The following is a 19,340-nucleotide window of genomic DNA, read 5'->3' on the forward strand; positions in this document are numbered from 1 at the left end:
AGTTAATCATCCTGTAATAAATAGAGGAGCGAAATGTTTATGCAATTAAGAGAAGATATTCGTAATATCGCAATTATTGCTCACGTTGACCATGGTAAAACAACACTAGTGGATCAACTGCTAAAATACTCCGGAACTTTCCGTGAAAATGAACATGTAGATGAAAGAGCAATGGACTCAGGTGATATAGAACGTGAACGTGGAATTACAATTTTAGCAAAGAATACTGCTGTTAAATATCATGATACAACAATTAATATTTTAGATACTCCAGGACATGCCGATTTTGGCGGTGAAGTGGAACGTATTATGAAAATGGTTGATGGAGTAGCACTTGTAGTCGATGCCTATGAAGGTACGATGCCACAAACGCGTTTTGTACTTAAAAAAGCGTTGGAGCAAAAAATTACACCAATCGTAGTATTGAATAAAATAGATCGACCAAATGCAAGACCGACGGAAGTTATTGATGAGGTTCTTGACCTATTTATTGAACTTGGTGCTGACGATGAACAATTGGAATTCCCTGTTGTGTATGCATCTGCATTAAATGGTACCTCAGGTCTTGAGCCGGAAGATCAACAGGAAACAATGGATCCAGTGTTCACAACTATTCTGGAGCATATTCCAGCACCAGTTGATACAGCTGATGAGCCATTACAATTTCAAGTTACCTTACTTGATTATAATGACTATGTTGGTCGTATCGGTGTTGGTCGTGTTGTAAGAGGAACCCTCAAGGTTGGACAACAAGTTGTCGTTCTCAAAGAGGACGGCACGAAAAAATCTTTCCGTGTTAGCAAATTATTTGGTTTTATCGGACTGAAACGTACTGAAATTGAGGAAGCTAAATCTGGAGATATTGTGGCTGTTTCAGGTATGGAGGATCTTAATATTGGGGATACGATTTGTCCTGTAGAACATCCAGAGCCATTACCTTGGTTGAGAATTGATGAACCAACATTGCAAATGACCTTCCTTGTAAATAATAGTCCATTTGCAGGACGAGAAGGGAAATATATTACATCACGTAAAATTGAAGAACGTTTATTAAAACAATTGGAAACAGATGTAAGCTTACGTGTCGATCCAACTGCCTCTCCAGACGCATGGACAGTGTCAGGTCGTGGAGAGCTTCATTTATCTATATTAATCGAAAACATGCGTCGTGAGGGTTTTGAATTACAGCTTTCCCAGCCACAAGTAATCATTAAAGAAGTTGATGGCGTTAAGTGTGAACCTGTTGAACGCGTACAAGTTGATGTTCCAGAAGAATATACTGGAGCAGTTATGGAATCACTTGGTGAGCGTAAAGGCGAAATGATTGATATGGTAAACCATGGTAATGGACAAGTACGTATCGAGTTTAAAGTTCCATCACGTGGATTACTTGGGTATACAACTGAATTCATGTCACAAACTCGTGGTTACGGAATTATAAACCATACTTTTGATACCTATGAGCCTGTTATTAAAGGTCAAGTTGGTGGAAGACGTGAAGGTGTTCTTGTTGCTCTGGAAAACGGTAAAGCATCGACTTACGGAATTATGGGGCTGGAAGACCGTGGAACTATCTTTGTTAACCCAGGAACAGAAGTTTATGCTGGAATGATTGTCGGAGAACATAATCGTGATAATGACTTAACGGTTAATCTTACGAAGGAAAAGCATTTAACAAACGTTCGTTCAGCGAACAAAGACCAAACTTCAACAATCCGTAAAACTCGTGATATGTCATTGGAAGAAGCGCTTGAATATTTAAATGATGACGAGTTCTGTGAAGTTACACCAGAATCAATTCGCTTACGTAAGAAAATTTTAAATAAAAACGAACGTGAAAAAGCATCAAAGAAGACTAAATAAATATAATTATGAAAAGCAAAGGCAATATGATGCGCCTTTGCTTTTTGTGTTTTAGTATAGATATGACACCATGTAAAAGCTCTCTAGAACATTTCTAGAGAGCTTTTCATCTTAAAACAGTTTTTCGTATTACTTGTTTAAGTCGTTGCGTTTGTTTACTCCTTTGCCAAGTGGATCTTCAACATCAATTCCATTTTCTGTCACATCTACATGCTCTTTCTTAACCGTATCTGCGACGTGTTCTGTATCGAGATTTTTAGATTTGTCGATTACAACTTCTTCTTTTACAACCGGCTTTTTCTTTACTTCGATCTCTTCTTCTACAATTGGAACGCGGATGGATTCATCATCCTCAATAGGTCTAGTTGATTCCTCATAGTCTAAAACAGGGCGGCGTTCAACGTGAACCTCATCTTTTTCAACAGGTACTTCGACATCTTTGAACTCCTCTGAGACTGTTTTGTCTACCTGAACTTCCCCAGTTTGAACTTTGTTTTTATTGATTTGAAGTTCTTCTTCGCGACGTTTCACTTTTTCAATTTCCGGGTCCAGTTCACTCCCCGAACCTATAAATGGAGCGGTTCCAATAGCATTTGTATCTAAATCAGCATCTGCTCCCACTCCCATCCCACTTTCTGAAATTAAAATGATTTTGTCGGCTGCTAAATCATCTTTATATGTGTTTGCTTCAGATGATGAAATACCAAGATTCGTTAATTGTTCATGTGGATGGTTGTTAGTTGCATCATCCTCACCAGAGAATAGTTTTTTAACGCTTTCCCAGAAAGAATCATCATCTCCAGTAGTTCCGCCATTTTCTACATTAACATTCGTGTTATTTTCAAGACTTTCGGTATTTGTCTTGCGGTTTGTAAGTACAGTAAGATCTTCTGCTAACATTCCGTTCGCTTTGAAATCCTTTACCGCTGCAATAGCTTCTATCTCTGTGTTGTAAGTACCAATAATATGTTTGGCCATTGTAAATACCTCCTAAGTTCATTTGGTTGTTATATTCCCAATGCATATCATTCTAAACATGGATTAATTTCCCACTGAAATAACAATGATGGTAAAACAATTAGTCGGAAGCATACTAATTATGCGTTGCATCTATCATAGAACTGAAGCTGTAGTCATGTTTAGTAGTAGGGATAAAAAGGGAAAGAACCTTATAGGATAAGACCGCCAGTTGTAAGCACTTGCAATACTTGTATATACAAGTTATACTAGTCAATGAACATGTATATACAAGTTAAATAAAAACATATAGAACTATATTGATTGGAGGTTTTACCAATGGCTAACCAAGGTAATAAGAAAGAAATCATTTTTGCGCCACTGAGTGGAAAGGTCACACCGCTTGAAAATGTTCCAGATCCTACATTCTCTGGGAAAATGATGGGTGATGGCTTGGCAATTGAGCCGACCGATGGCAAAGTCGTTTCACCAGTGGATGGAGAAGTAGTATTGACCTTTCCTACGAAACATGCAGTTGGTATAAAAAGTAAATCAGGAATTGAATTACTGATTCATATTGGGATAGAAACGGTAAGCATGGACGGCGAGGGTTTCGAAGTACATGTCAAACAAGGTGAACAGGTGAGAGTCGGTGATCCGCTTATTACGTTTGATCTACAACTGATTAAAGAAAAGGCCTCAAGCCATACTACCCCAATAATCATTACTAATGGAGATAGGGTTGCATCCTATGAGGGAACAGAGGATAACACCGTCATTGCAGGTGAATCAACATTGCTTGAACTATTCCTTCAAGGTGATGATGTACCAGCAAGCAATGCTAAAGAAAAGAAAAAAGCAGGTCAAGGTATGGAATATAGTGAAGATGCAGAGAAAATTGTCGCTGCTGTTGGTGGTTTGGAGAATATTGATGCTGCTACACATTGTGTAACAAGACTACGCTTTGCTTTAACTGATGAAGCAATCGTGGACAAAGATGCACTTGAAAACCTCGACATTGTAAAAGGAACATTCTCAGCAAACGGCCAATACCAAGTCGTTATTGGGCAGGGAACTGTTGATAAGGTATATAAAGCAATGGTACATGAGACGGGAATACAGGAAGCTTCAAAAGATGATGTAAAGGCTGCAGGTGGCAAAAAGCAGAATCCATTGCAGCGCGCAATTAAGACGCTGGCAGATATCTTTATTCCAATTCTTCCAGCAATTGTTACAGCGGGTTTACTTCTTGGACTTAATAATATTTTAGTTAATCCTATTTTTACGGATGAATCAATTATCGAGATGTACCCATCATGGGCAGGTGTTGCAGACATAATTAATGTAATTGCCAGTACTGCATTTACTTTCCTTCCTGCATTAATTGGTTGGTCGGCAGTGAAACGTTTTGGAGGCAATCCGTTATTAGGTATTGTTCTAGGTTTAATCCTTGTTCATCCAGCATTAATGCCTGCCGGTGATTATGCACTTGCAGTTGCAGAAGGCAATGCACCAACATGGAATGTATTTGGATTTGACGTTAGTATGATGGGTTATCAAGGACAGGTTCTTCCGGTATTGGTAGCAGCCTGGGTTTTGGCAAGTATCGAAAAATGGCTGAATAAGCGGGTTATTGATTCCTTGCAATTATTAATTGTCGCACCAATTGCACTGCTTGTTACTGGATTCTTAGCATTTATTTTAATTGGACCAGTTACATTTACAATCGGTAGTTGGATTACAGATGGATTAGTGGCTATATTTGAAGCCGCACCACTTATTGGCGGTCTCATCTATGGAGCGCTTTATGCGCCATTAGTTATTACAGGGATGCATCATACATTCCTTGCAGTTGATTTACAGTTAATCGGTAGTACTGGAACAACATTCCTATGGCCGATTGTTGCGTTATCAAATATCGCGCAAGGGTCCGCAGTATTTGCAATGTTTTTAGCAGCAAAAGATGAAAAGCTTAAGGGCTTGGCAGGTACTTCTGGTATCTCAGCATGGTTGGGTGTAACGGAGCCAGCAATGTTTGGGGTGAATTTACAATATCGTTATCCATTCTATGCAGCCTTGATTGGAACGGCAATCGCAGGTGCGTTTATAACAATGGGGAATGTACAAGCATCTTCCATTGGGGTAGGAGGTATTCCAGCCTTTCTATCTATTGATAGCAGTATGATTTCCTTCCTGCTAGGAATGCTAATTGTTATTGTCATACCATTTATCATTACGTTAGCTATAGCAAAACGAAAAATAAAAAATTAATTGTTTTTGATTTAGCTTTGGGACTATTTACAAATTAAAATAAAACATCTTAGATAAGGAGTGAGAACATGAGTGAGGCATGGTGGAAGAAATCAGTTGTATATCAGATTTACCCGAAGAGTTTTCATGATACGACTGGAACAGGAACAGGTGACATTCAAGGGATTATTTCGAAGTTGGATTATATTAAAAAATTAGGTGTTGACGTCATTTGGTTGACACCTGTTTATAAATCACCACAAAAGGATAATGGCTATGACATTAGTGATTATTATTCCATTGATCCAGACTATGGCACAATGGATGATTTTCAGGAATTGCTCGATGAAACCCATAAACGTGATATGAAACTAATCATGGATCTCGTCATTAATCATACATCGACAGACCATGAATGGTTCCAGCAAGCCGCATCATCCAAGGATAATGACTTTCGCGATTTCTATATCTGGAAAGATGGGGTGGATGGTGGATTGCCGAATAACTGGCAATCGAAGTTCGGTGGATCCGCATGGGAATTGGATGAACAAACAGGCCAATATTATTTACATTTATTTGACCGGTCACAGGCTGATTTAAACTGGGAGAATGAAGAGCTCCGCGAGAAACTTTTCGAAATGATGCGTTTCTGGGCAGAAAAGGGTATCGATGGTTTCAGGCTCGATGTGATCAACCTTATATCTAAGAATCAGAATTTCCCTAATGATGAAACTGGAGATGGACGTAAATTCTACACGGATGGACCAAGAATCCATGAATATTTACATGAAATGAATCAAGAAGTTTTTTCAAAGAATAATATGCTCACTGTTGGAGAGATGTCATCAACAACACTGGAAAACTGTGTAAAGTATACTAAACCAATACGTGAAGAGCTAACGATGACTTTCCAATTCCATCATTTAAAAGTCGATTATCCGAATGGAGAGAAATGGACAAAGGCGCCATTTGACTTCTTGGAATTAAAACAGATTCTTTCCGATTGGCAAGTTGGTATGCATGATGGTGATGGCTGGAATGCACTTTTCTGGTGTAATCATGACCAACCACGTGTCGTATCCCGCTTTGGTGATGACAGGCAGTATCATAAAGAATCAGCCAAAATGCTAGCGACAACGATTCATATGATGAAGGGTACGCCATATATTTATCAAGGAGAGGAAATTGGAATGACCAATCCACATTTCACTTCCATCGAGCAATATCGTGATGTGGAATCCTTGAATGCATATAAGGAATTACAAAGTGAAGGTAAGACAGATGAAGAGATTATCGGCATCTTGCAACAAAAATCTCGTGACAATGCAAGAACACCGATGCAGTGGACGGCAGATGAACATGCAGGATTTACGAGTGGAACACCTTGGATTGCTACTGCAAGTAATTATCCTGAAATTAATGTGGAGAAAACATTACAAGATTCAGATTCAATCTTTGATCATTACCAGCAGTTAATCGAATTAAGGAAGAAGTATGATATTATAACCAACGGGGACTATCAGTTACTTTTTGAAGATGATCCCCAAATCTTTGCATATACAAGAAATTGGAACGGGGAAAAGTTGATTGTTATTAGTAATTTCTATGGGAAAGAAATCACGGTTGACTTGCAGTTAGAAAAGGCGATTGTACATCCAGAAGTTCTGCTGTCCAATTACGATGATTCTCCTGAAACCTTGGAGCAATTACACTTAAGACCTTATGAATCCATTGTCTACTATGTAAAATGATGAGGGAAACGAATGCAAAAGAAATATTTGACAATCTATGATGATCTCGTAGAAAAAATCCAAAAAAATGTATGGCCAATTTCAACGAAGCTTCCATCTGAGAATGAATTAACCGTTCAATACAAAACCTCACGGGAAACGATTCGAAAGGCACTGAACCTTTTATCACAGAATGGCTATATTCAGAAAATCCGTGGGAAAGGTTCGGTTGTAATCGATATTAACAAATTCTCGTTTCCTGTGTCCGGGATTGAGAGCTATACTGAATTGACAGAGAAACTGCAATTGAAAAGCAAAACAAAAGTTCACACAATTGGATATGTGGATTCGGAAAGTGAAATCGCGCAACTGTTGAAATCTGATACAGCAGAATCAGTATGGAATGTTGTTCGCATCAGGGAAATAAGCGGTGAGATAATTATATTGGACAAAGACTACTTTAGTGAAAAATACGTACCATTATTATCTAAGGAAATCTGTGAGAATTCGATATATGAGTATATCGAGAATGAATTAGGGCTTGTAATTGGATTTGCACAAAAAGAAATAGTAGTGGAGACGCCAACAGAAGAAGACCGTGAGTTATTAGACCTTAAGGGATTCTCTAATGTAGTAGTAATAAGAAGTCAGGTTTATTTAGATGATGCTAGTCTATTTCAATTTACCGAATCAAGGCATAGGCCGGATAAATTCCGCTTTGTGGACTTTGCCAGACGAGTTAAAAACTAGGACACCGCAAAGCGAACGCTTGCGGTGTTCTTAATACTGGAGGAATTTTTTATGGAAAAGACCTGGTGGAAAGAAAGTATCGTATACCAAATCTACCCACGAAGTTTCCGTGACAGTAATGGAGATGGTATTGGTGATATTAATGGGATAATAGAGAAACTTGATTACTTAAAAGACTTAGGTGTTGATGTCATCTGGCTCTCTCCAGTATACGAATCCCCAAATGATGATAATGGCTATGATATATCGGATTATCAAAAGATCATGAATGAATTTGGAACGATGGAAGATTGGGAAGAGTTACTTGCAGAAATACATCATCGCGGGATGAAGCTGATTATGGATCTTGTCGTCAATCATTCCTCTGATGAGCATAAATGGTTCCAGGAATCAAGGAAGTCCAAGGACAATCCGTATCGAGATTATTATATTTGGCGTCCAGGCAAGAAGGGAAAAGAACCGAACAATTGGAAGTCTTCGTTCAGTGGTTCTGCATGGGAATATGATGAGAATACCGATGAGTATTTTTTACATTTATTCAGTAAGAAACAACCTGATTTGAACTGGGAAAATCCAAAGCTTCGGCAAGAGATTTACAAGATGATGAAATGGTGGCTTAACAAAGGAATTGATGGTTTCCGCATGGATGTTATTAATTTTATATCCAAAGTTCCCGGATTACCGGATGGCCCTGAAAAGCCTGGAGAAAAATACGCATCTGGCGGAAAATTATACAGAGACGGTCCACGAATTCATGAATTTTTGCAGGAAATGAATGAAGAAGTATTGTCAAAGTATGATGTCATGACGGTTGGTGAAATGCCTGGCGTCGATGTCGAAGAAGCAAAGAAATATACAGATCATCGACGAAGAGAATTGAAAATGGTCTTCACGTTTGAACATATGAATTTAGATTCTGGCAAGGGTGGGAAATGGGATCTGAAGCCACTAGAATTAACCGATTTAAAAGAAAACCTTTCAAAATGGCAAACAGGTCTGCATGGTACCGGGTGGAACAGTCTTTATTGGAATAACCATGACCAACCAAGAATTGTTTCAAGATTTGGCAATGATCGGGAGTACCGGGTAGAGTCAGCGAAAATGCTTGGGACATTCCTTCATATGCTTCAAGGAACACCATATATTTACCAAGGGGAAGAAATTGGAATGACAAATGTCCAGTTTGATTCAATTGAGGACTACGAGGATATTGAAATCCGGAATATGTATTATGAAAAAGTGGTAGAAGGAAATGAAGATCCTGACAAAGTTATGGAATCCATCTATGTGAAGGGCAGAGATAATGCACGGACACCTTTCCAGTGGAACAACCAACCAGCAGCAGGTTTCACAACCGGAGAGCCTTGGTTAAAGGTAAATCCGAACTACAAGGCGATTAATGCAGAACAAGCAGTTACGGATGAAAATTCTATTTATCATCATTACCGGAAGTTAATTCAACTTAGGAAACACCATCCGATTATCGTCTATGGTGATTACCATTTGATTTTACCGGAACATGACAAGATTTATGCATATTTACGCACATTAGAGAATCAAAAGTTACTTGTTATTACGAACTTTAGTGCAGAAAATGTTTCATTTGATTTACCGGAAAATGTAGAATTTGAAGCAAAGAAACTGATTATAGGTAACTACGCTACGGAAGAGACGGATAATCCGACAAACTTTACATTGAAGCCTTATGAAGCAAGAGTGTATAAAGGGATATAACCTAAATGCTCTTTTCGTAACGTTTGGGACTGCAGTTACTCGACCACCGAAAGGAATTGTTGCTTTTAATCCCCGAAGTTAAGATAGGATGCGCCTTAAGATAAGCAACTTCGGCGACCGCTCTGGGAAATACAATGCGCGCATCCTAAGGCATGGGTGAGCCCCTTCATGCTGACGCATTTCAGTGTCTCACCCATGCCTCTCTTCCCGTAGGAGTCTCCGTGTATTTCCCAGAGCTGGTTAGAAGGTTGCCGACAATTACTATACCAATAGCTAAAGTAACATCATACGGCTTCACCAGTACGGGTGAGCGGAGGCAGTGCCCGCGGAAAGCACCCGTGTAGAGCGAACCCGGACGGCAGCAAGATTACACGTTTTGGAAATCAACTTAAAGTTACGCTGCATTTTGTAGATTTCGTGGCAATATCAACCAACAATATTTTTCGGTGGGATGAGTACCGTCAATCCCAAATTTTTAGAAAACAGCCAACTAAAAAGAAAAAGCATTGGCCGATAACTTTCAGCTAATGCTTTTTTCTATTCTCTAATTAGCGGTAAGGTACAGCAACGATATGAACCACCAGACTTGATGATCTCTGAAAAAGGTACTTCAATGACTTCAAAACCTGCACGCGTCAGTTCCTGATTTAATCGTTTATTTTCCGGCAGACTGATTAACTTCTTATGCCCGATTGACAGAACGTTAGGCCCCATATTGAATTGCTCCTCTTCTGTCACTTCTATCAAATTATACGAAGACTTCAGGGTGTTATAGGAAACTTCATCGATTGCCGGGGCGTAAATTAAAGCAGTATCATCACTAATAACATTAAATATACAGTCCAGATGAAGAATATCTTGTCTCATTAAAATCGGTGTAACTGTATGATTTGGCAGCTGTTCATCTAAAATATCGATTGCAGTTGGTGATGTTCGATCACTCTGTCCCACCCATATTTTCGCATTATCCACGATCACATCTCCACCCTCAATCGAAGGCGTAGCAAACCGATAATAGGAGATTTGATTCTCTTTTAGCCAGTCGATTAATACACGCTCTTCTTGTCTGCGAATATCTTTCTTCATGAATGATACAAAGAATTTGCTGCCAATTGTAAATCCAATATCACGTGTATAAACTTGCTCATTTAATTGCTTCTTTGCTTCTAAAGTAACTACAGTTGCACCTTCTTCTTCAAGGGTATGTATGAAATCAGTATGCTGCCTTGCAGCCTTTTCTATGTTAATATTTTCTTCTAAATAATGGCGCTGGGTTGTATTGATTACCTCTTTTATTTCCATATAACGAGGGGGAACTACGATGACATGTTGCAGTGGATCATATTCATTTTGACAATTAACTCCAGATGGTCTATCTTTTGATGTTCTATCCTGCATTTTTATTCCTCCAATATATAATCTAACTGAGTTTTCCCTAGTTTTATTTATTATAAACATTATTACGCAATAGTTTAAAAAAATCCAGTAAGGGTATTTTCTATTAAGGAATAAAGAGGAAATTGGAGGAAGATTCATGCACAAAACAGCTGCTTATTTACTTACCAAAGAGGATATGATGAATAACTCAAGTGTATTACCGGATTGGTTCAAGGAAGAATACAAAACATTTGAAAGTATTGTTACAAAGAAAAATTTCCCATGTTATTTTGGAATGTCTGGACAGAAACGAGGAGAATTGAGATATGGTTACATATCGCATGATGACTGGAGCCAATTACCGATGATGCTAGAAGAATTTAATCAACTGTTCGAGAACCAAGAAAGAATGATACGTCACGGATTCTTTTTATTTGTTGAACCTGAGAAGGAAGAGAAGTCCCTAGAATATTACCGGAAATATTTCTGGAATATTCTTCAATACTTGCATGATTTTGATCAACAAGAATGGCCTTCTAATTACCCGAAGGATCCAGATCATTATTTATGGAACTTCTGCTTTGCAAAGGAGCCTTATTTTGCCTTTGGAAATGCTCCAGCCTATAAGCAGAGGAAAACTCGAGACTTAGGGAATAGTCTAATCATTGGTTTTCAACCACGTAAAATATTTGAAGGGTTAGAAGGAACGGAGCAAAGTGGGGTAATGTCTCGTGAAAGGGTAAGGGAAAGAGTTGAAAAATGGGATGGGCTCCCGAAACATCCGAATATTAGCCATTACGGAGATAAAGATCACAGAGAGTGGAAGCAATTTTTTATTGGAGATGATATCAAACCAATCGAAGGAAAATGTCCTTTTCATGCTAAATAAAACGCGAGAAACTGTTTTTGCAGTTTCTTGCGTTTTATTCTTTCTCTTTTTTGTCATTTGGAATATATTTGGTGTAATAAGCTGCAAGTAACAATAAGACAATTGCCAAACCCCATGAAACGATTCCACTCCAATAGAGATCCAATTTAATTCCCACAAATATAATGACTCCACTTAACCCAATGAATATAGCTGTAAGGTATCGTTTCAAACATAATTCCTCCATTGCGATTGAAAAAACTATTAGGATGTAACATAACATTTTCTATAACTATTATATGTCTACAATCAAGTATATTATAACAAATTTTAATTGGATAAACATTTATAATGAATCGATCCTACTAGGTTGAAAGAAAGAGGGTAAAGTCACAATGTAGCAAGAATATAATTATTTCTATATATTTCAGGTTATTTTTGCTATTATTAGCAATGTAGTGAATTAATGAAGACATATAGAGGGGAATCGTATAAATGGAATGGAAAAATCTTTACCGTGGTTTAATTATGGGGGCTAGTGATGTAATCCCTGGTGTCAGTGGAGGAACAATAGCTGTATTGCTAGGAATATACGATAGACTGATTGCTTCAATCAATGGTTTATTCAGTAAGGATTGGAAGAAACATTTGGGTTTTCTGATTCCTTTGGGTATTGGCATACTAACAGCAATCTTTTTACTGGCCAATGTCATCGAGTGGTTATTTGAACATTATCCTGGACCAACTCAGTTTTTCTTTCTTGGATTAATCCTCGGCGTGCTACCATATTTGTTTTATAAAGCAGAGGCGAAGAATAATTTTAAAACGAAGCATTATGTATTACTTCTAATAGGAGTGGTTGTCGTAGCATCGATGGCTTTCTTTAACCCTAATGAGGGAAATGTTATTGAGAATGTGACTGCATCTACATATGTACTGCTGTTTTTTTCTGGTTTTATTGGAAGCAGTGCAATGATTATTCCTGGTATTAGTGGGTCATTTATGTTGTTGCTGATTGGTGTCTATACAACCATTATTTCTGCAATTAGTAATCTCCAACTTGATATTATTGCAATAACTGGTCTTGGAATTGCAGTAGGTTTTATTGTAATGAGTAAGGTAATTGCCTACTTCTTAAGCAACTTTTACACTGGAACATTTGCTGTCATTATTGGGCTTGTAATTGGATCTATATTTGTGGTATATCCCGGATGGCCAACAAGTACCTCCTTTGTACTTCTTTGCGTAGTTACCTTTGCTGCTGGTCTGTTTGTTGCATATATTCTTGGCAGAGTGGAATACAAAGGGAAATAAGCAAACAAAGCGACATCGATGATTAAAATCGTTACAATGAAGGAAAAGGAGTGAGAATAATGGAAGCAATTCAAACGGTTGAAGAATTTAATGGAATTATTGTAAGTGAAGAACCTGTTATCATAAAATTCTTTGCAGACTGGTGCCCGGACTGCAAACGAATGGATATGTTTATTGGTGATGTTATGGATGAGTTTAAGAACTATAAATGGTATGAAGTGAACAGTGACGAAGTAGAGGGATTGGCTGAACAATATGAAGTCATGGGTATTCCAAGTGTGTTAATTTTTCAGAATGGAGAAAAGCTTGCACACCAGCATAGTGCCTACACTAAATCACCTGAGTCTGTAACAGACTTTCTACACCAGCAGCTCGGTTAAATTAAAACACGATTATTCCTCAGATGGAATGATCGTGTTTTTACATTCCAGTAAGTCGTTTTGGGCGGATGCGCACCTTAGGCTTCGGACACGTTCTGTTCCCGCAGGAGTCACCGCCCAAAACGATACCGGACAGGTGAAGTCGTATAATGGTGCTATGCAGTTATTGCAAGTGTAGTAATTGTCAGCAGCTTCTAACCAGCTCTGGGAATTATACGTAGACTTCAGCCGTCCTAAGGTGCGCAAAGTATATTTCCCAGAGCAATCGCCGAAGTTTCTTATTTTATTTCGTAGTTTATCTCGAGCTACAAGGCCGATAGCAACAATCTATGCGGTAACATCCTAATATTTTCACGTACCCCATTTTCACTTTCAAATCGATTGTAATTATAAGGAATCCATTAATTATTTCGTAATCTTCAAAGTTCAATAGTATAATAAAAGTTAATTAGCCTAATAAAGATATTATTCTCGTATTATAGAAGGTCTTAGGGGAAAGCTGGTGTATTAATGAGTGAGAAAAAGATACTGATTGTAGAAGATGAGCGGAAAATAAGCCGTGTTCTTCAATTGGAACTGGGATATGAAAATTACAAAACAGAAATTGCCGCAAATGGTAAGGATGCACTTCAATTAATGAAGGACCAAGCCTGGGATTTGGTTTTATTAGATATTATGATCCCTGAACTGAGCGGATTGGAAGTTCTACGAAGAATTAGAAGAACAGATGATGCTACGCCAATTATTTTGCTGACGGCAAGGGATGAAGTTCATGATAAAGTAAGTGGTCTTGATCTTGGTGCAAATGATTATATAACTAAACCATTTCAAATTGAAGAACTACTTGCACGCGTTCGAGTTCACTTAAGAAAATCTGTTGCAAATAAAACTTCAGGAGAGTTGTTGACTGTAGGGGATTTATCTGTGAACCTGAATGGCCATGAAGTGAAGCGAAATGGTAATACTATTGACTTGACACCGCGCGAATTCGATTTACTCGTATGTCTATTAAGAAATAAAAATATTGTTTTAAAAAGAGATCAATTAATTGAACAGGTTTGGGGATTTGATTATTTTGGCGATACCAATGTCGTTGATGTTTATATTCGCTATTTACGCCAGAAAGTTGATAAAGGCTTTGACGAATCATATATTCAGACCGTTAGAGGTGTCGGATATACGATAAAGGATCAGGTTAAATGAAATTAAGGACAAAAATTCAACTTTTTTCCAGTCTGTTTATGCTTGTCCTGATTTTACTCGTCAATACGTCTATCTATTTTTTATTTTATAAAACAGCTGCAGATAGTGAGTTGGATCAGTTAACATTACAAGCTGACGCATTTACAGAAACGTTAGCGGAAAACCCTGAGATTACAAATGAAGAAGCCAGTGATTTAGTGAAAGCATATCTTCCTACAAATGGAATGATTCGGGTTATTCAGGAGGATGGCTCTAAAATTATGGAGCCGGCAAGAGCGGAAGAATACTACCGTTCATTGCCGGAAGCTGATTATACAACAGTGGAATCAAATAGGATTGTTTCAGGACAAAATGGAATGGATATTGCGGTCATAACGAAGCCTGTCATATGGAATACAGGAGAGATTGTAACCATACAGATTTCGGATCATCTTGTCCAACTGGAAGAAACAATGAACGCATTGTTTTACGTATTTGTTATTGCAGGTGCAATTATGTTGGTTCCTGTGGTAATTGCTGGAGCTGTACTTAGTCGGTTTCTACTTAATCCAATCCAAAAGTTAATCCATACGATGAAGGATAATACGAAACATGCCAAATGGGAGAAAATCAACTTGGAAAATCGTTCGCGGGATGAACTTTATGAAATGGAAAAGACATTCAATGAAATGATTGATTATTTACGGGATAATTTTGAGAAACAGGAAATTTTCGTTTCCAATGCTTCCCATGAGCTGAAGACACCGATCCAAATTGTGAAAAGCTATGCCCAGCTTCTCGAGCGTCGTGGAGATGAGAATCCAGAGCTTTTGAAAGAATCCATTGAAGCAATTGATTCAGAAGCAGATCGTATGAAAAAGCTGGTGGAACAGATGCTTTTACTTGCAAAGAATAAGCAATCTGCAACGATGAAACAGGTTGATTTAGGTACACTTTCCGAAGAGACAATAACAACATTTCGACGGGCATATTCACGTGAATTATATTTTCAGAAAAATGCTGAGGACCTGCTTGTGCAGGGAAACAGGGATCAACTGGAACAGGTTATCTATATACTCATTGAAAATGCTATCAAATATAGTAGTGATAAAATCAATGTAAGTCTTTCAAAAATCAATAATGATATATTCTTTCAAGTTCGAGATTATGGAGACGGTATTCCTGAAGAAGAACAGGAAAGGATTTTTGATCGTTTCTATCGTGTAGATAAGGCAAGAAGTAGGGATACAGGTGGTACTGGTCTTGGTTTGGCAATCGCAAACATAATAACGGAAGAACATTCTGGTGAGCTAACCGTATCAAGTAAACCGGGACAGGGCTCAACATTTACACTCCGTCTACCGGTTGCCGGATAGAAGCTTATCACATCAAAATGTAATCTTATTCACAGGCCAAATTCATTTCTTGAAGGTAGGATGGAAATATTAAGAAAGGAGAATTGCTGTGAAGAAAAAATTAATGGTAACAGTAGCTATTGTTGGTGTCGTTGCAGTCTTAGCATTCGGCTTTTTTCAAACAGGAGCTTCGTCTGCAGAACCGACTTTATCATCAAAAGAGATTCGGGATTTGGTTCTGAAACAATATCCACCAGGTACGATTACAGAATTAAAATATGAAGAAGACGCTAATGATGCCTTTTATAAAGTGAAGCTGGACAGTGATGGAAATCTATACCAAATTAAACTCAATGGAAATACTGGAGAAGTTTTAGATTTAAAAGTAGATAAATCAACTTCTAATAATGTCGCTCAAAATAATAAAGAAAAAAATGAGAAAGAACAGAAAGAAAAGGTTGGGACAGAGGATGAAGTGCGACCAGAGGACAATAAGCAAGATGACAATGCCGACGAAGAAGAATCTAGTCAAAAGGAAAAAACAAATACCGGGGGATCTTCTGGTAACGCAATAATCAGTGAAGCGAGAGCAAAGGAAATAGCGCTTGGTGAGTTTTCTGGAACGGTCACTGAAATGGAACTGGATGAAGATGATGGACTTCGAGTATATGAAGTAGAAATTGAAGACGGGGAAGACGAAGCAACAATTGAAATTAATGCCTATACTGGGGAAATTTTGCTGGTGGAAATGGATATAGAAGATGACGAAGAAGATAATTAATAGTTCGGGCTGCCTTTTTAAAAAACTGGGCAGCCATTTTTTCTGCCAAAACGGGTAGTATGACCCGCAATGAATGAAGGTTCACTTTATTCATTGCGAGTTGAAAAACGTCGTTTCCCCTTAAATGATAATAACTTTATGTAATTCTCATCAATTTCTAATCTTAATCACAGGAGGCTTTCAGACTATGTGGATAGGATAAAGGTAACAAGAAAACAAGGAGGAAATGAATATGAATAAAAAATTAGTTTTCGCATTAGGAACATTAACAGTAGCAGGAGCGTTTGGATTTGGTGTATATCAGTCTGAGGCTGCCCCAGCAGATCCTGCTTTATCAACAGAAGAAATCAGCCAGTTAATTCAAGATCAATACAAGGGAACAATTACTGAAATGGAAATCGATAAGGAATTTAACAAAGTTGTTTATGAAGTGGAAGTACAAGGTGATGGAGTTGAATACGATCTAAAGTTAGACGGTAATACCGGTGAAGTACTAAAGGAAAAACAACATGAAGATTTTGATGACGAGGACAAAAATGTATCACAAATTAATTATGTAGGTTCAGATGCTATTGGTGTTGAGAAAGCAAGAGAAATTGCATTGGGTCAATTTGATGGAACAGTTACAGACTTTGAACTGTATGAAGATGATGACAGATGGGTTTATGAAATTGAAATTAAAAACGGTAATAAAGAAGCAGAGTTCGAAATCGATGCTGTTTCAGGTGACATACTGGAAATGGAAATCGATACAGAAGACGATGATGATTGAGTTAAATAACAAAATAGTCTACATGGAACATAATTTATGTGGAGGTTTAAAATGAAAAGTAAGTTTGCAACGGTAATTGGCGTAGTTATTGCAGCAGCTATTTTAGGCCTTGGATTTTCTCAATCGGGTACTGTTCAGGCTGGCCCAAATTTATCACAAGAAGATATTAGGTCCCAGTTAGAGAAACAGTATCCAGGGGAAATAACAGAACTTGAATTGGATAAAGAAGCAAAGAATCCAATTTATGAAGTGGAGATTGATATAGAAGGTAAAGAATATGAACTAGCGATGGATGGTAATACTGGAGAAGTATTAAATCTCTCTGAAAAACCGGAGTTAAAAAAGCCTATAAATGTAAAAGAAGAAAAGAATGTAGAAAAAGATGCTACGAAACAGAAAGCAGCTGAGTTGAAATTTAATGAAAAACCAAAACCCATCACGAAGCCTGCTGCAGAGGATAAGGTTAAAAACGATGACAGTAAACAAGGTGATATCTCTAAAAGTGAAAAGACATCCGAAAAGAAATCTCAACAGACTGTGGAGAAGGTAGAGATTGAGAATACTTCAGATGTTATGGTAAGTAACAAAGAATCCCAGGAGTTAAATTCCAATAAAAAACCAGCCAAAGCAGAGACAAAAGTAAATACTGTCGAACCACCGAAAGAAAAAATTACCGATAATAAAGTGGTAGCAGCAAAGTCGGGAAAATCGGTCAAAAAGGCTTTTATTGGAGAAAATAAGGCAAAAAGTATTGCACTTGGACAGTTTTCTGGAAATGTAGAAGAGATTGAGCTTGATGATGATGATGGCCGCTTCATTTATGAAGTGGAAATAGAAAATGGCAATAAAGAAGCAGAAATTGAAATTGACGCATATACAGGTGCGGTTTTAGTAATTGAAATCGATACAGAAGACGATGATGATTAAAAATCAAGCTATCCATCATTAACGGGTTTGCCACAGGGGTGCTAGCAATCAAATAACTTCTCAATTTCAATACACATGTTATTTCACATTGAAAATAGCGTGTGTATTTTTATTATGGTTACAAAATCGCAATTTTAATATAAAGTAAATTGTATAAAGGAATATTGAAATTTGTGTTAAAGTTAATATTGGAATTGTGCCAAAAAGCATTTAACGCTAAACTTAGCAGATCAGTTGCATGAAGGAATTTGATAGGAATCCTAAAATGAAGTAGTGATCATGTATTTTTCTTAGAACTTTAATGAAGGGAGAAATTATATGGAAAGTGACTGGAACATAGCTGCTAATTCTCTTTCCAAAATTAATGTTTTTTCAAATCCAGATAACGAACCCGTAACCATAAGTGGTGATACTGATGATTTAAAGTGTATAGGTGTAGGGACAGATGCGGCTGTTTTCGGATCTCTTTGCGCTCCGGCCTACGCGTTTAAAAAATATGCTAAGGACAAAGTAGCTAAAGTAAAAATAGAAGCAGATGTTTATCGTATATTAGGTGATTCACCATTCTTTTCAACATGTTTTGCTTCATATGACGAATACCTTGTTTTAAGTTACGAGGAGGGGAAAACTCTCTTTGACTGTATTCTACAAGGAATTCATATTCCAGAGCAGGTAATAAATGATGTGGAGGATGCAAGAGAATATGTTCGCAATAAGGGGCTTAATCCACGTGATATCCATTTAAAAAATATTTTACTGCAAAATGGAAGAGCAAAAATACTGGATGTTTCTGAATACGTGCTGCCAGGTAATGATTTTCGGTGGGAGCATCTAAAAAAAGGATATGAAGAATACTATCATTTAATAGATGGGAGTTCTGTTCCATTTTGGTTAGTAGAAACGACTCGAAAGTGGTATAACCAGCGGAATAAGTATTTTTCTTCCTTTGATGAGTTTATAAAAATGGTTTTGAAAATTCTTTATAAAAAATAGGAGAACAAGTTCCTTTACATCAAAGCATTCGTACATGAGTTGAAGAAAATTAGAACCAATAGAAATTAAATTATAAAAGCCGTAGAAAAACAAAATATAACAAATTG

Annotated in this window: 17 protein-coding genes; 14 read left to right on the plus strand and 3 right to left on the minus strand. The window is 37.5% G+C overall.

Annotated elements, in window-relative coordinates:
- The first annotated feature begins 39 nt into the window (after positions 1-39).
- Entirely contained in the window at positions 40-1,863 is a 1,824-nt protein-coding gene (gene typA, locus BV906_RS15345; RefSeq protein ID WP_087974504.1) for a translational GTPase TypA, read from the plus strand.
- Positions 1,864-1,992: 129 nt separating this feature from the next.
- Here typA and BV906_RS15350 read toward each other — a convergent pair whose 3' ends face one another.
- Positions 1,993-2,841, minus strand: coding sequence for a YsnF/AvaK domain-containing protein (locus tag BV906_RS15350; protein WP_087974505.1), 849 nt, complete (start codon positions 2,839-2,841; stop codon positions 1,993-1,995).
- 318 nt (positions 2,842-3,159) lie between these two features.
- On the opposite strand from BV906_RS15350, the gene treP reads away from it, so the two are divergent.
- The 4 genes from treP to BV906_RS15370 all read left to right on the plus strand — a co-directional run bounded on the left by treP (position 3,160) and on the right by BV906_RS15370 (position 9,284).
- Complete coding sequence (gene treP, locus BV906_RS15355; protein ID WP_087974506.1) at positions 3,160-5,091, plus strand: PTS system trehalose-specific EIIBC component; 1,932 nt, start codon at positions 3,160-3,162, stop codon at positions 5,089-5,091.
- A gap of 68 nt (positions 5,092-5,159) precedes the next feature.
- Positions 5,160-6,821, plus strand: a complete 1,662-nt coding sequence (gene treC / locus BV906_RS15360) for an alpha,alpha-phosphotrehalase (protein ID WP_087974507.1) — start codon at positions 5,160-5,162, stop codon at positions 6,819-6,821.
- Positions 6,822-6,833: 12 nt separating this feature from the next.
- The gene (gene treR / locus BV906_RS15365; RefSeq protein ID WP_087974508.1) at positions 6,834-7,550 is read left to right on the plus strand and encodes a trehalose operon repressor; all 717 of its coding nucleotides are present in this window, start codon (positions 6,834-6,836) and stop codon (positions 7,548-7,550) included.
- Positions 7,551-7,601: 51 nt separating this feature from the next.
- Positions 7,602-9,284 (plus strand): glycoside hydrolase family 13 protein, encoded by a 1,683-nt coding sequence (locus tag BV906_RS15370; RefSeq protein WP_087974509.1) that lies wholly within the window; start codon positions 7,602-7,604, stop codon positions 9,282-9,284.
- 537 nt (positions 9,285-9,821) lie between these two features.
- Here BV906_RS15370 and BV906_RS15375 read toward each other — a convergent pair.
- Entirely contained in the window at positions 9,822-10,682 is an 861-nt protein-coding gene (locus tag BV906_RS15375; RefSeq protein ID WP_087974510.1) for a dimethylarginine dimethylaminohydrolase family protein, read from the minus strand.
- A 136-nt stretch (positions 10,683-10,818) separates the two neighbouring features.
- Between BV906_RS15375 and BV906_RS15380 the strand changes: the two genes are divergently transcribed.
- A complete protein-coding gene (locus BV906_RS15380; RefSeq protein ID WP_087974511.1) occupies positions 10,819-11,550 on the plus strand; it encodes a YqcI/YcgG family protein in 732 nt (243 codons plus the stop codon).
- Positions 11,551-11,584: 34 nt separating this feature from the next.
- On the opposite strand, the gene BV906_RS19570 is transcribed toward BV906_RS15380, so the two are convergent.
- Entirely contained in the window at positions 11,585-11,761 is a 177-nt protein-coding gene (locus tag BV906_RS19570; RefSeq protein ID WP_176330372.1) for a hypothetical protein, read from the minus strand.
- Between the two features lie 263 nt (positions 11,762-12,024).
- Between BV906_RS19570 and BV906_RS15385 the strand changes: the two genes are divergently transcribed.
- The 8 genes from BV906_RS15385 to BV906_RS15420 all read left to right on the plus strand — a co-directional run bounded on the left by BV906_RS15385 (position 12,025) and on the right by BV906_RS15420 (position 19,233).
- Positions 12,025-12,843, plus strand: a complete 819-nt coding sequence (locus BV906_RS15385) for a DUF368 domain-containing protein (protein ID WP_087974512.1) — start codon at positions 12,025-12,027, stop codon at positions 12,841-12,843.
- Between the two features lie 59 nt (positions 12,844-12,902).
- Entirely contained in the window at positions 12,903-13,223 is a 321-nt protein-coding gene (locus tag BV906_RS15390) for a thioredoxin family protein (RefSeq protein ID WP_087974513.1), read from the plus strand.
- 510 nt (positions 13,224-13,733) lie between these two features.
- Positions 13,734-14,426: a response regulator transcription factor gene (locus tag BV906_RS15395; RefSeq protein WP_087974514.1), complete on the plus strand. Its 693-nt coding sequence runs from the start codon at positions 13,734-13,736 to the stop codon at positions 14,424-14,426.
- Positions 14,423-15,781, plus strand: coding sequence for a sensor histidine kinase (locus BV906_RS15400; RefSeq protein WP_087974515.1), 1,359 nt, complete (start codon positions 14,423-14,425; stop codon positions 15,779-15,781). The genes BV906_RS15395 and BV906_RS15400 overlap by 4 nt, the downstream gene beginning before the upstream one ends.
- A gap of 88 nt (positions 15,782-15,869) precedes the next feature.
- A complete protein-coding gene (locus BV906_RS15405) occupies positions 15,870-16,541 on the plus strand; it encodes a PepSY domain-containing protein (RefSeq protein WP_087974516.1) in 672 nt (223 codons plus the stop codon).
- Between the two features lie 232 nt (positions 16,542-16,773).
- Complete coding sequence (locus BV906_RS15410) at positions 16,774-17,313, plus strand: PepSY domain-containing protein (protein ID WP_087974517.1); 540 nt, start codon at positions 16,774-16,776, stop codon at positions 17,311-17,313.
- Between the two features lie 51 nt (positions 17,314-17,364).
- Positions 17,365-18,240: a PepSY domain-containing protein gene (locus tag BV906_RS15415; RefSeq protein WP_176330373.1), complete on the plus strand. Its 876-nt coding sequence runs from the start codon at positions 17,365-17,367 to the stop codon at positions 18,238-18,240.
- 318 nt (positions 18,241-18,558) lie between these two features.
- Positions 18,559-19,233: a serine/threonine protein kinase gene (locus BV906_RS15420; RefSeq protein WP_087974519.1), complete on the plus strand. Its 675-nt coding sequence runs from the start codon at positions 18,559-18,561 to the stop codon at positions 19,231-19,233.
- Positions 19,234-19,340: the final 107 nt, after the last annotated feature.

It is taken from the genome of Oceanobacillus rekensis, assembly GCF_002153375.1.
GTDB lineage: Bacteria > Bacillota > Bacilli > Bacillales > Amphibacillaceae > Oceanobacillus > Oceanobacillus rekensis.